This window comes from Antarctobacter heliothermus (genome assembly GCF_900188425.1).
Taxonomy (GTDB): Bacteria; Pseudomonadota; Alphaproteobacteria; order Rhodobacterales; family Rhodobacteraceae; genus Antarctobacter; species Antarctobacter heliothermus.
In genome coordinates, this window is the sequence record NZ_FZON01000017.1 from 59,808 (window position 1) to 73,117 (window position 13,310).

Annotated in this window: 13 protein-coding genes; 5 read left to right on the forward strand and 8 right to left on the reverse strand. The window is 63.4% G+C overall.

Annotated features, from left to right (window positions below):
• Positions 1-60 precede the first annotated feature (60 nt).
• A complete protein-coding gene (locus tag CHB90_RS10905; protein WP_089277901.1) occupies positions 61-528 on the reverse strand; it encodes a YbaK/EbsC family protein in 468 nt (155 codons plus the stop codon).
• Positions 529-625: 97 nt separating this feature from the next.
• On the opposite strand from CHB90_RS10905, the gene CHB90_RS10910 reads away from it, so the two are divergent.
• Both CHB90_RS10910 and CHB90_RS10915 read left to right on the forward strand, forming a co-directional pair.
• Positions 626-3,403 carry a [protein-PII] uridylyltransferase family protein gene (locus CHB90_RS10910; RefSeq protein ID WP_089277929.1) on the forward strand — a complete coding sequence of 926 codons (2,778 nt, stop codon included), beginning with the start codon at positions 626-628 and terminating at the stop codon, positions 3,401-3,403.
• Positions 3,400-3,684 (forward strand): hypothetical protein, encoded by a 285-nt coding sequence (locus CHB90_RS10915; protein WP_089277902.1) that lies wholly within the window; start codon positions 3,400-3,402, stop codon positions 3,682-3,684. Before CHB90_RS10910 ends, CHB90_RS10915 begins: the two co-directional genes overlap by 4 nt.
• A gap of 28 nt (positions 3,685-3,712) precedes the next feature.
• Here CHB90_RS10915 and eda read toward each other — a convergent pair whose 3' ends face one another.
• Together eda and edd are read right to left on the reverse strand one after the other, a co-directional pair.
• Entirely contained in the window at positions 3,713-4,357 is a 645-nt protein-coding gene (gene eda / locus CHB90_RS10920) for a bifunctional 4-hydroxy-2-oxoglutarate aldolase/2-dehydro-3-deoxy-phosphogluconate aldolase (protein ID WP_089277903.1), read from the reverse strand.
• Positions 4,358-4,418: 61 nt separating this feature from the next.
• Entirely contained in the window at positions 4,419-6,224 is a 1,806-nt protein-coding gene (gene edd / locus CHB90_RS10925) for a phosphogluconate dehydratase (protein WP_089277904.1), read from the reverse strand.
• Between the two features lie 167 nt (positions 6,225-6,391).
• Between edd and CHB90_RS10930 the strand changes: the two genes are divergently transcribed.
• Genes CHB90_RS10930 through CHB90_RS10940 form a run of 3 tightly spaced genes read left to right on the forward strand, consistent with a single transcriptional unit; the run spans position 6,392 to position 9,292 of the window.
• Positions 6,392-7,600: an RSP_2647 family RNA methyltransferase gene (locus CHB90_RS10930; protein WP_089277905.1), complete on the forward strand. Its 1,209-nt coding sequence runs from the start codon at positions 6,392-6,394 to the stop codon at positions 7,598-7,600.
• Entirely contained in the window at positions 7,597-8,139 is a 543-nt protein-coding gene (locus tag CHB90_RS10935; RefSeq protein ID WP_089277906.1) for an RSP_2648 family PIN domain-containing protein, read from the forward strand. Before CHB90_RS10930 ends, CHB90_RS10935 begins: the two co-directional genes overlap by 4 nt.
• Before the next feature lie 43 nt (positions 8,140-8,182).
• On the forward strand, positions 8,183-9,292 hold the full coding sequence (locus tag CHB90_RS10940) for an ABC transporter ATP-binding protein (RefSeq protein WP_089277907.1): 1,110 nt from the start codon (positions 8,183-8,185) through the stop codon (positions 9,290-9,292).
• A 29-nt stretch (positions 9,293-9,321) separates the two neighbouring features.
• Here CHB90_RS10940 and CHB90_RS10945 read toward each other — a convergent pair whose 3' ends face one another.
• From CHB90_RS10945 to chrA, 5 genes are all read right to left on the reverse strand, one after another.
• Complete coding sequence (locus tag CHB90_RS10945; protein WP_089277908.1) at positions 9,322-9,549, reverse strand: ribbon-helix-helix domain-containing protein; 228 nt, start codon at positions 9,547-9,549, stop codon at positions 9,322-9,324.
• A complete protein-coding gene (locus CHB90_RS10950; protein ID WP_089277930.1) occupies positions 9,546-9,719 on the reverse strand; it encodes a DUF4169 family protein in 174 nt (57 codons plus the stop codon). The genes CHB90_RS10945 and CHB90_RS10950 overlap by 4 nt, the downstream gene beginning before the upstream one ends.
• Before the next feature lie 120 nt (positions 9,720-9,839).
• Entirely contained in the window at positions 9,840-11,234 is a 1,395-nt protein-coding gene (gene fumC / locus CHB90_RS10955; RefSeq protein WP_089277909.1) for a class II fumarate hydratase, read from the reverse strand.
• Positions 11,235-11,458: 224 nt separating this feature from the next.
• Positions 11,459-11,932: an SspB family protein gene (locus CHB90_RS10960; protein WP_089277910.1), complete on the reverse strand. Its 474-nt coding sequence runs from the start codon at positions 11,930-11,932 to the stop codon at positions 11,459-11,461.
• 72 nt (positions 11,933-12,004) lie between these two features.
• The gene (gene chrA, locus CHB90_RS10965) at positions 12,005-13,249 is read right to left on the reverse strand and encodes a chromate efflux transporter (protein ID WP_089277911.1); all 1,245 of its coding nucleotides are present in this window, start codon (positions 13,247-13,249) and stop codon (positions 12,005-12,007) included.
• Positions 13,250-13,310: the final 61 nt, after the last annotated feature.

The window sequence follows — 13,310 nt, forward strand, 5'->3', positions numbered from 1 at the left end:
CGTCTCCCTTTGGTCGACACCCCCGGGATATTTTTGGCCAGAAGAAGCCGCAGATCGGGCCTAGAGTGTGAAATCAGCGACGAGAGCCCCCGTCAGTTCCGGCAGGCAGTGAGGGGCGACAGCAAAGACGTGACGTGGTGTTCCGGCTGCGGCCCAGACGGTGTCGAACGCCAGTAAACGGGGGTCTATCCAGGCGCGGATCGGGGTCAGGTGGCCTACCGGGGCAACGCCGCCGATGGCAAATCCGGTCTGTGTGCGGATCAGCGCCGCGTCGGCCTTGCCCAACGGCTCGCCGGCCAAGGCGGTCGCCTTTTGGTCGCAGACCCGGTTGCCGCCTGCGGTCAAGAACAGCACGGCCATCCCGGTGGTTTTGGCGCGAAAGATGATCGATTTGGCGATCTGGTCCAGCGTGCAGCCAACGCTGTCGGCCGCCTCTTGTGCGGTGCGGGCCTTGTCTACTTCGCGGATCTCGGGGACAAGCCCGGCGGAGTCGAGGGCGGCGCGGACGCGGTTCAGGCTCTTGCTCATGGGGATCTCCGTTCCGGGGGCGAGGCGCAGATTGCGTCAGGTGCGCGCGGGCTGCAAGGCAGTTGCGCTTGACGACGATTGGTGGCCATCTGCGGGTATGACTCTGGAAAACCGTATGACCCGAAGCCCGCGCGCCTTTGAGCCTGATCGCGGGAGAGAAGCGCTGGATGCTTGCCCTTGGGCCCTGGGGCCGTTGGCTGATCTGATCGAAGGCACCGCTGGGTCGAGCCCCTATCTGCGCGGGTTGATCCTCAAGGAAAACGCTTGGCTGGAAGAGGCTTTGGCAGACCCCGAGGGGGCGGTGGACGCGGTGTACGCCGATTTGCGGGAGGTTTCGCCCGGTCAGATCGGCGATGCATTGCGCCAGGCCAAACGGCGGATTGCCTTGTTAATTGCGCTTTGTGATCTGTCAGGCGCATGGACGCTGGAACAGGTGACCGGCACGCTGACGGATTTTGCGGACCTTTCCGTCACGCTTGCGCTGCGGGCGGCGCTTGCACCGCTGATCACGCGCGGAAAGCTGCCCGGCATGGGAGAGGATGACATCGCCGACGCGGGCGGCATGGTGGCGCTGGCCATGGGCAAGATGGGCGCCGGAGAGCTGAATTATTCCTCGGACATCGACCTGATCTGTCTGTTTGATGAGACACGCTATGACCCCGACGATTACCATGAGGCGCGGTCCACCCTTGTGCGTGCGACCCGCAAGATGGCGGCCACGCTGAACGATCTGACCGGCGAGGGCTATGTCTTTCGCACCGATCTGCGGTTGCGCCCTGACCCGTCGGTGACCCCTGTCTGCATGGCAATGGAAGCGGCGGAACGGTATTACGAAAGTGTCGGGCGCACCTGGGAACGGGCGGCCTATATCAAGGCGCGGCCCTCTGCCGGTGATCTGGAGGCCGGCGCGCGGTTCCTGAAAACGCTCACCCCCTTTGTCTGGCGCAAGCACCTGGATTTTGCTGCCATTCAGGACGCGCACGACATGCGGCTGCGCATCCGCGAACACAAAGGATTTCACGGGTGGATCACCTTGCCCGGTCACAACATGAAACTGGGCCGGGGTGGCATCCGCGAGATCGAATTTTTTACCCAGACCCGGCAGTTGATCGCGGGCGGGCGCGATCCGGAATTGCGGGTGCGTGGTACGGTCGACGGGTTGCACCGGCTGGCGTTCAAAGGTTGGCTGCCGCAAGAGGTGGCCGACAAGCTGGCAGGCCATTACCGCGCCCACCGCGAGGTCGAACATCGGGTGCAGATGATCGGGGATGCACAGACCCACGATTTGCCCAAGTCCCCGGAGGGCATGCAGCGATTGGCCTGTCTGATGGGGCGCGATTCGCAGGAGGTCGAGACCGATCTGCGCGCCCGCCTGACCGAGGTTCACGACCTGACCGAAGGGTTCTTTGCCCCGGATGCGCGCGAGTCCAGAGCGCCACCGGAGGTGTTTGCCGACAGCCCATTGCCATCGCGTTGGCACAGCTATCCCTGCTTACGGTCGCAGCGCGCCGTCGAGATCTTCAGGCGGCTGCGCCCCGAGGTTCTGCGCCGTCTGGCCGAGGCGGCGCGCCCGGATGAAGCGCTGACTGCCTTTGACAGTTTTCTGCGCGGGCTGCCGGCGGGGGTGCAGTTGTTTTCCCTGTTCGAGGCCAATCCGCAACTGATCGACCTGCTGGTCGACATCGTTGATACTTCTCCCGATCTGGCCCGCTACTTGTCGCGCAATGCCAGTGTCTTTGACGCGGTGATCGTCGGGGATTTCTTTAGCCCGTGGCCGGGGGCCGATGCCTTGCGGGCGGCGTTGCTGGATGAATTGGACCGGGCCGGGGATTATGAGCTGAAACTTGACGCCGCCCGGCGTTGGGCCAAGGACTGGCACTTCCGGATCGGCGTTCACCTGCTGCGGGGTCTGATGGAACCCGAAGAGGCGGGCAAAGCCTATGCCGATCTGGCCGGGGCGGTACTGGCCGGGATCTGGCCACAGGTTCAGACGATGTTCGCCAAGAAGCATGGCCCGCCGCCGGGGCGTGGCGCGGTGGTGCTGGGGATGGGATCGCTGGGCGCGCGGCGTCAGCACGCCCGGTCGGATCTGGATGTGATCGTGATCTATGACGCAGAGGGGGTTGAGTCGTCAGACGGGCGCAAGCCTCTGGCCAGCCGCACTTATTATGCACGCCTGACCCAGGCGTTGATCACCGCGATGACTGCGCCGATGGCCGAGGGCAAGTTGTATGAGGTCGACATGCGGCTGCGCCCATCGGGCAATCAGGGGCCTGTGGCGACCTCTTGGGCGTCTTACCAGAGCTATCAGCGCGATGAGGCCTGGGCGTGGGAGCATCTGGCGCTGACCCGCGCCCGCGTGGTCGCCGGGCCGGCCGAATTGGCCGCGGATGTTGAGGCGCTGCGCCATGAGGTGATCACAAGGGACCGCAAGACAGCCGATTTGCGTAAATCGGTGGCTGATATGCGGGCACGCATTGCGGCTGCCAAGGCAACGGGCGGGCCACTGGATGCCAAGATTGGTGCAGGGCGGTTGCAGGACATCGAGCTGTACGCGCAGACCTGCGCGCTGATTGCGGGGCGTCCCTTGCGGGAGGCGCCGCGCGCGTTGCGGCTGGCTGACTGGTTGTCCGAGGAAGACCGAAGTGCTCTGGTGAACGCCTACGAACTGTTCTGGGCGCTCCAGATCGGGGCGCGGCTGGTCAGCGATGAGGCCATTGACCCGGATCGGCTGGGCACCGGCGGCTGCGCCTTTTTGCAGCGGGTCACCGGGGCGTCGGATATGGCGGCGCTGCGGTCGGATCTGGAGGCGAAGGCACAGCGTGCGGCTGAAATCATCGACGGCGATCTGCCACAAACGGAGGGCGAGACATGACAAAGGGCGACGCGATTGACCCAAAAGGCCTGATGGCCGATGCCTATGCCATCGAAGGGATCACCGCCGAAGAATGTCGGTCGATTTTCCTCGACTGGGCGCTGTCGCTGCCTGAGGGCGTGGACACGCAGGCGTTGATTGGCGCCACGTTGGCCCGCCACGGCGTGGCGGCAGACCATCCGATGACACAGGTTTTGCGTGACGGTTTGGCGACGGCAGGCAAACCCCGCCGCCGAGGCGGGTGGAAATCACGGCCCCGTCCGGACATGGACGAGGCGTGACCGTCCGGACACGGACGAGGCGTGAGGATTAGCTGCGGGGCAGGGCGGCCGCTGTGCGGGCAAGTTCCTCGATCGCGGCCCAGTCGCCGGCCGCGACCAGATCCTTGGGCGCGACCCAGCTGCCACCGACACACAGGGTGTTCGACAGCGCCAGATAGTCCGGTGCATTGGCGGGACTGACACCGCCGGTGGGACAGAACCGCACCTGCGGGATCGGCGCACCGATGGATTTAAGCGCAGGTACGCCACCATTGGCCTCTGCCGGAAAGAACTTTTGCACCGAATAGCCACGTTCCAACAGGCGCATCGCCTCTGTCGAGGTGGCGATCCCCGGCAGAAGCGGCAGGTTTGCCGCCTCACAGGCATCCAGTAGTTTGTCCGTGGCCCCCGGCGAGACGCCGAACTTTGCGCCCGCTGCGATGGCGGCGGCCACGTCTTCTGGGGTCAGCAAGGTGCCCGCGCCGACAATGCCGCCCTCAACCTGTGCCATCTCGCGGATCGCATCCAGCGCCGCCGGGGTACGCAACGTCACCTCCAGCACCGGCAGCCCACCGGCGACCAGCGCCTCGGCCAAGGGCCGCGCCTTGGAGGCGTCGTCGATCACAAGAACCGGGATCACGGGGGCAAGGCGGCACAGCGCCTCGTTGCTTTGGCTGGCGTCTTGTGGAGTCATCAAACGGGTCTCACTCTGGCAGGGTGGATTTTGAGTATTTGTACCAAGAAGAAGCGGCAGATCACACCACCACGGCCGCGCCGTTGGATGCAAGTCCAACATTTTGGCGGAAGGCCTCGAACAGTTCGCGCCCGACGCCGTGGCCATTGTTGCTGAGGTCGGCCTGAACCGGATCGCGGTCGGCGAAATCAGGGGCCAGCGTTTCCAGCGTGCCGTTCACGGCATCGACGCGGACGATATCGCCGTCACGCAGCCGCGCCAACGGGCCGCCATTTGCCGCCTCGGGGGAGACGTGGATGGCGGCGGGCACCTTGCCGGATGCGCCGGACATGCGGCCATCGGTGACCAGCGCCACCTTGAGCCCGCGATCCTGAAGAACGGCAAGTGTGGGCACAAGACCATGCAATTCCGGCATGCCGTTCGATTTCGGCCCCTGAAAGCGCACGACGACCACCGTGTCAGAGGTGAACTCACCCGCCTTGAACGCGGCCTTGACGCTGTCCTGATCCTGAAAGATCCGCGCCGGGGCCTCGATCACATGGCGTTCGGGGGCGACGGCAGAGACTTTGATCATGCCGTGACCCAGATTGCCGTGCAGTTGTTTCAGACCACCCGAGGTCTGGAACGGATCGCGCGCGGGGCGCAGGATCTTGTCATTCTGGCTGTCACGCGGGCCGTCGCGGTAAGTGATCTCATTCCCGGTCAGAACGGGTTCGCGAGTATACAGCGACAGGCCGTCGCCGGCGACGGTCTTGACGTCGTCATGCAGCAGACCTGCTTCCAACAGGCTGCCGATCATGTACTGCAAGCCGCCTGCGGCGTGGAAATGGTTCACGTCCGCCAGGCCGTTCGGGTAGACTTTGGCCATCAGCGGCGTGGCAGAGCTGATCTCATCGAAATCCTCCAGCTCCAGCGCGATACCGGCGGCGCGCGCCATGGCGGGCAGGTGCAGGACAAGGTTGGTAGACCCACCCGTCGCCATCAGGCCCACGATGCCGTTCACAAAGGCCTTGGCATCCAGGATGTCACAGACCGGGCGATAGGCATTGCCCAGAGCCGTGATCGACAACGCGTGTTTGGCCGCCTCGGCGGTCAACGCGTCGCGCAGCGGTGAGCCTGGGTTGATGAACGATGTGCCCGGCAAGTGCAGGCCCATGAACTCCATCAACATCTGGTTGGAGTTGGCGGTGCCGTAGAAGGTGCAGGTGCCTGCGCCGTGGTATGAGGCCATCTCTGCCTCCATCAATTTGTCCCGGCCCACTTCGCCAGCGGCAAACTGCTGTCGCACCTTGGCCTTTTGATCATTGGGCAGGCCCGAGGTCATGGGCCCGGCGGGAATGAACAGGCCGGGGATATAGCCGAATGTGGCGGCGGCGATCACCAGGCCCGGCACGATCTTGTCGCAAACACCAAGGTAGACGGCGGCGTCAAAGACGTTGTGGCTCAGCGCGACACCAGCCGCCAGCGCGATCACATCGCGCGAGAAAAGCGACAGTTCCATGCCGACCTGCCCCTGGGTGACGCCGTCACACATTGCGGGCACGCCGCCGGCAACCTGCGCTGTGCCACCGGCGGCGCGCGCGGCCTCACGGATCACTTGCGGGTAAGTTTCAAACGGCTGGTGCGCTGACAGCATGTCGTTGTAGGCAGTCACGATGCCAAGGTTGGGCGCGCGCCCACCAGCCAGCGCGTCCTTGTCGTCGCTCATCGCGGCGTAAGCATGGGCCTGGTTGCCGCAGGTCAGGTGCGCGCGGCGCGGGCCTTCGTCGGCGGCGCGGCGCATCCGGTCCAGATAGGTGGCGCGCATCTGCTCTGAGCGGGCTTCGATACGGGCGGTGACTCGGGCGATGGTGGCGTCAAGCGGCATTCGGGACTCCCTTGGGGATCAGCGTTGGCTTGGGGTTGGGTTTTCCTTAATCCAGTTAGCGCTAACGGTAAAGGGCCAATCATGTTCTGCGCGGATTCTGCGCAAGTTACCCACTCAGAAACGCGCCAGCGCTTTCCCCGGTTCCCGAAGCAGGCTAATCGAAGGGCATGACAGATATAGAAACGCCCCAAGGCCGCCCCGTGCTGCGCCTGAAACCCAAAGCCAATGCGCGCGCGATCCGTCGTGGTGCGCCGTGGGTCTTTGACAATGAACTTGTGATGGACCGGCGCAGTAAGGCGCTGACGCCCGGCAGCATCGCCACGTTGGAGGACGCAGAACGCACGCCGCTGGCGACGGTCGCGGTCAATCCTGCCTCGCGCATCGTTGGGCGGGTGCTGGATCGGGATGCCTCGGCGCAGATCGACGAGGCTTGGTTCACGACGCGGCTGCGCAAGGCGCTGTCGCTTCGCGAAAGCGCCTATGATGCGCCATTCTACAGACTGATCCATGCCGAAGGTGACGGGCTGCCCGGCGTGGTGATCGACCGTTTTGGTGATACTTGCGTGGTGCAACCCAATGCGGTCTGGGCGGAGGTGCATCTCAAGGCGCTGACAACAGCGTTGGTCGCGGTGACCGGGGTGGCCAATGTGCTCAAGAACGCAGGCGGGCGAGGCCGCGCACTCGAAGGGCTCGACGACGAGGATGCCGTGCTGCGTGGCGCGGCACCTGATGGCCCGCTGCCGGTTCAGATGAATGGCGCCACCTACATGGCCGACCTCACCGGCGGACAAAAAACCGGCCTGTTCTATGATCAGCGTGACAATCAGGGTTTTGTCGCCCGTCTGGCTGGCGGCAAGACCGTGCTGGACGTGTTCACTCATGTCGGCGGTTTCGGTCTGGCGGCGCTGGCTGGGGGGGCGACCCACACGCTGGCGGTGGATGGCTCTGCCCCGGCTTTGGCGCTGGCCGAAGAGGGGGCCGGGCGCATGAACGCCACCGATCGGTTCGAGACGCGGCAGGGCGATGCCTTTGCCGTGATGGATGCCCTGGCAAGTGAAGACAGGCGTTTTGACGTCGTGATCTGCGATCCCCCCGCCTTTGCGCCCAACAAACCCGCGTTGGACAAGGGGTTGCGCGCCTATGAGCGTGTCGCACGCCTGGCCGCAACGCTGGTGGCAGAGGATGGCTATCTGGTGTTGTGCTCCTGTTCACACGCTGCCGACCTGAACAGCTTTACCGGGGCCTGTCTGCGCGGCATTGGCCGGTCGGGACGGTGGGCGCAACTGATCCATACCGGCACCGCCGGGCCGGATCATCCGCTACTGCCGCAACTGGCGGAGTCGGGGTATCTCAAGGCGCTGGTTTTCCGCCTGTGAAAGTTCTGTTGGATACATGTGTGCTGTATCCAACAGTGATGCGCGAGGTCTTGTTGGGCGCGGCGTCCAAGGGTCTGTTCACGCCGCTCTGGTCGGCGCGTATCCTGGAGGAATGGGCCCGTGCGGCGCGGAAAATTGGCCCAGAGGGTGAGGCGCAGGCCCGCGGTGAGGTCGCCCTTGTCCGCGCCGCCTGGCCCCGGGCAGAGGTTGTCTGGAAACCCTCTCTGGAAGGGCGGCTGTGGCTGCCGGACCCCAACGACGCGCATGTGCTGGCCGCCGCTATCGCGGGCAATGCGGATGTGATCATCACGCTGAACGCCAAGGATTTCCCGCGCAATGTCCTGGCGGAAGAGGGGCTTGCCCGGGCCGACCCCGATGCCTTTCTGCTGGGATTCTGGCAGGCGCAGCCCGACACGATGGCGCAGGTTGGTGAGGCGGTGCGCGTGCAGGCGGAACGGCTTTCGGGCCAGCCCTGGACGATCCGCGACCTGATGAAAAAGGCCCGCTTGCCGCGTCTGGCCAAGGCGCTGTCGGGCTAGGGTTGCAGGGGCGGGCTGCGCGCTTTATCTCTCTGCAAACCCGATGAAATCCGTCGGAGACCAAAAAGGACTTTCCGTGACACCGCCCCGTCTTGAGATCCGCAACATCAACCGCCGCTATGATGGCAAACCCGTGGTCGACAATGTCTCACTTGCGATTCAGCCGGGCCATGTAACCTGCCTTCTGGGGCCATCGGGTTGCGGCAAATCCACCACGTTGCGGATCATCGCGGGCGTCGAGATGCAGGATTCCGGCAGTATCTACGTCGACGGCAATCTGATCTGTGACACGGTGTTTCGGGTCCCGCCCGAACGGCGGTCGGTTGGGTTGATGTTTCAGGATTTCGCGCTTTTTCCGCACCTTAGCGTTGGGGAGAACGTCGCCTTTGGCCTCAAAGGATCGGGGGCAGAGAAAAAGGCCCGCGCCAGGGATTATCTGGGGCGCGTCGGGCTGGAGCATTATATCGACGGCTATCCGCACGAATTGTCGGGTGGTGAGCAGCAGCGCGTCGCGTTGGCCCGCGCGCTGGCGCCCAAACCGCGCGTCATGCTGATGGATGAACCGTTCTCCGGCCTCGACAACCGCCTGCGCGACGGCATCCGGGATGAGACGCTGGAACTGCTCAAGGAAGAGGGCACGTCGGTTCTGCTGGTCACGCATGAACCCGAGGAGGCCATGCGGATGGCCGATGAAATAGCGCTGATGCGCAAGGGGCACATTGTCCAGATGGGCGCACCCTATAACATCTACAACTCCCCCGCAGACCGGGAGGCAGTGGCTTTTTTCAGTGACATCAATACGATACGAGGCAAAGTTCAAGGAGCGCTGGTCGCAACGCCCTTTGGCCAGTTCTTTGCGCCGGGGTTTTCGGATGGCACCGAGGTTGAGATCGTCTTTCGCCCGCAACATGTCAGCATTGATTTTGATCGGGCTGGCAAGGGGCCCAGCCCCTCAACGCGGACAGGTGCGCCTGCGCGCGGGGTGGTCGAACGCGCGCGCTTCATGGGGGCGGAAAGCCTTGTGGAGTTCCGCATGGACCACGATCAGCAAAAACTGCGGGCGTCTGTGCCGAATGTGTTCCTGCCGAAACCCGGCACACCCATGTGGCTCAGCGTTCGGCGCGACCGCTGTTTTGTCTTTCCGGCGCATTGATTTGTCCACAGGCGTTTGTGGATAACTATTCACCCATCGCGTGAAGCCAGACAGTGTTGCAGCACAAAAACCCGGATTGACGACGCCAACCCCACCTCGGGGTCTCGACTTACATCAATTTCGGACGCCAATGCATTGATAGTTTTGTTATTTTCTCGTGCGATGCGGCGAAATTCTAACCAGAACAGATCCTCCAGAGATACCGACGTGCGATGCCCCTTGAGCGTCAGCGAATGCTTGACCGGACGCCCCTTCATTCTTTTTCGTGTCCGTCCAGATCGCTTTTGGCCTTGTCCGCGCGTGCTTTGGCCAGATCCTTTTGCGCCTTGCTCAACCCATGTTGCGCCGCGTTGGCGTCGCCATCACGGCGCTTCCCATCGCGCGCCTTTTGCTTCTTGAAACGGTTGAGATTGACGACTTTTGACAAGGGATCCCCCATGGAGAAACGGCACCCGGACAAGCCGGATGCCGTCTATAGACCGTACGCAAGAAAACCCGGTCAGTTCAAGTCACCCGGACAGGGGCAACCCACCGCAGGTGTGGGCGATCAGTCTTTGGGACCGATCATCTGTTCCGGGCGCACCACAGCGTCAAAGGTGGCCTCATCGACAAAACCCAGGGCAATCGCCTCTTCTTTCAACGTGGTGCCATTCTTGTACGCGGTCTTGGCGACCTTGGTGGCATTGTCATAGCCAATGGTCGGTGCCAGCGCCGTGACCAGCATCAGCGACTCTTTCATCAGCTTTTCGATGCGCGGCTCATTCGCCTTGATGCCGTTCAGCATCCGCAGGGTAAAGCTGTCTGCGGCGTCACCCAGCAGTTGGATCGACTGGAGCAGGTTGTAGCTCATCATCGGGTTGTAGACGTTGAGTTCAAAGTGGCCCTGAGACCCGGCGAACTTGATCGCCGCGTCGTTGCCCATGACATGAGCGGCGACCTGTGTCAGCGCCTCTGCCTGCGTCGGGTTCACCTTGCCCGGCATGATCGAGGAACCGGGTTCGTTTTCCGGCAGGATCAATTCGCCAAGACCAGAGCGCGGGCCAGAGCCAAGGAACCGGATATCGCTGGCGATCTTATAGCAGCTGCCCGCGATGGTGGCCAAGGCACCCGACAGGAACACCATGGCGTCATGGGCGGCCAGCGCCTCGAACTTGTTGGGCGCGGTGACAAAGGGCAGGCCAGTGATGTCCGCCATATGCGCGGCCACAGCCTCGGACCAGCCGGGGGCGGTGTTCAACCCGGTGCCGACGGCAGTGCCGCCTTGCGCCAGCTCATAGATGCCGGGCATCGCGGCCTCGACCCGTTTCAAACCCTGACGGATCTGATGCGCGTAGCCAGAAAATTCCTGCCCCAATGTCAGCGGCGTCGCGTCTTGTGTATGGGTGCGGCCGATCTTGATGATGTCCTTGAACTCGGTCGATTTGGCCTCCAGCCCTTCGGCCAGCTTGGTCAGGCCCGGGATCAGCACGTCGCGAACCATCATGGCGGTGGCGATATGCATTGCGGTGGGGAAGGTGTCGTTGGACGACTGACCCATGTTGCAATGGTCGTTCGGGTGTACCGGGTCCTTCGATCCGATCACGCCGCCCAGGATCTCGATCGCGCGGTTGGCGATGACCTCGTTGGAGTTCATGTTCGACTGGGTGCCTGACCCGGTTTGCCAGACGACCAGCGGAAAGTTGTCATCAAACTTGCCGTCAATGACCTCGCCGGCGGCCTGAATCACCGCATCCGCGATCTTGGCGTCCATCTTGCCGGTGGACTTGTTCTGCATGGCGCAGGCTTTTTTGATCACCCCCAGCGCGCGCACGATGGCGACGGGCTGTTTTTCCCAACCGATGGGAAAGTTCATGATCGACCGCTGTGTCTGCGCGCCCCAGTACTTGTCTGCGGGGACTTCGAGCGGGCCAAAGCTGTCGGATTCGGTGCGGGTCGCGGTCATGGAAGGTGGCTCCTGAACTATGTTGCGCAACGGGTTAGCCCATGCCCCGGCAAAGGGCAATTCTGGTGGCGCAATCAGCGACAAATGCGCATCGGAGCGGACAAGGCGCAGTCGCGGCCCGGGACCGACGCCCGCGGAACGACAGGACGAGTCGGCCCCGTCGTATGGGTCAGGGGCGTCAGACCCCGTGTCGACGACAGGGGCCGGACACGCTCGCGACAGCGTTATTTGCGAAACCGGTCCAGGCTGACGACTTCGGCGTCGTGATGTTCTGACGGGGGCTTGGGGTCCGGGTCGTGGCCCGGGCCATCCGGCGGCGTGGGATCGTCGCCATCTTCGTCGTCTTCCTGGCTTTCGAATCGCAGTCCAAATTCCACCGAAGGATCGACAAAGGTTTTGATCGCGTCATACGGAATATACAACCGTTCTGGAGCGTCGCCAAAATTCAGCGTGACGGAAAACCCGTCGTCGGTCACATCCAGATTGTCGTACCAGTGCTGCATCACCACCGTCATCTCATCGGGGTAGCGGTCCGACAGCCAATCGGCCAGTTCGGCGTCCGGGTGCCCGGTGTCGAAGGTGATGAAAAAATGGTGTTCGCCCGGCAGGCCATCCTTTTGCACATCCTCGAGAACCTGCTGAATCAGGCCACGCATGGCGCGGTGCATGAGCTTGCCGTAGTCGATACCGTCGGACATATGGGGATCCCTTTGAGCGCCCCCCCACCATATTGCTTTTGGCAGAGAGTAAAAGGGGCCAAGGGGCGAAAATCATAGCTGCGACAGCGCCCAGCCCGACGCGGCACATGCCAAAAGAGTAAGCGGAATGCCACGTTTGGCCACCAAAAGCAGCAGCGAGGCCAGTGAGATCAACGGCAGGACAGGCCAGCGCACCGAGGCGAGTTGTGGCAAGTCAAAACCGATCGGACCCATCGAGACAGGGACCAGCGCGGCAAACACCACATGCAGCGCAAACCACAGCGACAAGTTGAGGATCACGCCCACCACGGCAGCGGTGATGGCGGCCAGCGCCGATTGCAGGCGCGGCCTGGCCAGAAGGTTTTCAACATAGGGGGCGCCCGCGAAAATCCATAAAAAACAGGGTACAAAGGTCATCCAGAGGGTCAGCGCCCCCGCCGCCAGCGCAAACCATGGCCCGCCTTGGGCATGACCTGCCAACTGGCCCACGAACTGCGTCACAAGGATCAGCGGACCGGGAGTGGTTTCGGCCAGTCCCAGCGCGTCAACCATCTGGGCCGCATCCAGCCAGCCGCGCGTTTCGACCACCTCCTGCGCCATGTAGGCCAGCACGGCATAAGCACCGCCAAAGGTGACAACCGCCAGCTTGGCGAAAAAGGCACCAAGGTCGAACAGCAACTGTTGCCCGGTGATCCAGAGGACCGGCAGCGGCAACAGCCAGAGCGCCAACCAAAGCGCGAGGGTCGCGGGATGGCTCTTGTTGCCCGTGGGCTCTGGCGGGGTTTCGGACACGGTCGTACCCCGCGACGCGCCCCAAAGGGCCGCCAGCGCGATGATCAGCGGAAAGGGCAGGCCAAGCGCGAAGATGCTCAGAAAGGACAGGCTCGCCACGATATGGTCCGGCGCGTCTTTCAACGCCTTGGCGGACAGCCTGACCAGCGCCTGAGCGACAATCACCACAACGCAGGCCTTGACCCCCAGCAACAGCGCCTCTGTCTCTGGCCGCGCGCCGAATTCTGCGTAGAGCAGAGCAAGCAGCGCAATGACCAAAGCCCCCGGCAGCACAAACAACCCGCCCGCGATCAACCCGCCCGGAACGCCGCGCAGCCGCCACCCCGCATAGGTGGCCAGTTGCATGGCCTCTGGTCCGGGCAGCAACATGCAAAAGCTGAGCGCGCGCAGGAACTGCTGTTCCGACAGCCAGGGGCGTTCCTCGACCAGCTCGCGGTGCATCAGCGCGATCTGTGCGGCCGGTCCGCCAAAAGACAGCAGCCCGATGCGGCCAAAGACAAATGCAAGCGTGGAAAGCGGTGTCATCGGGTCTGCGCTTTGCTGAAATATCCAGGGCCCGGTGTGACAGGCTGTCGGCGCGGGTCAA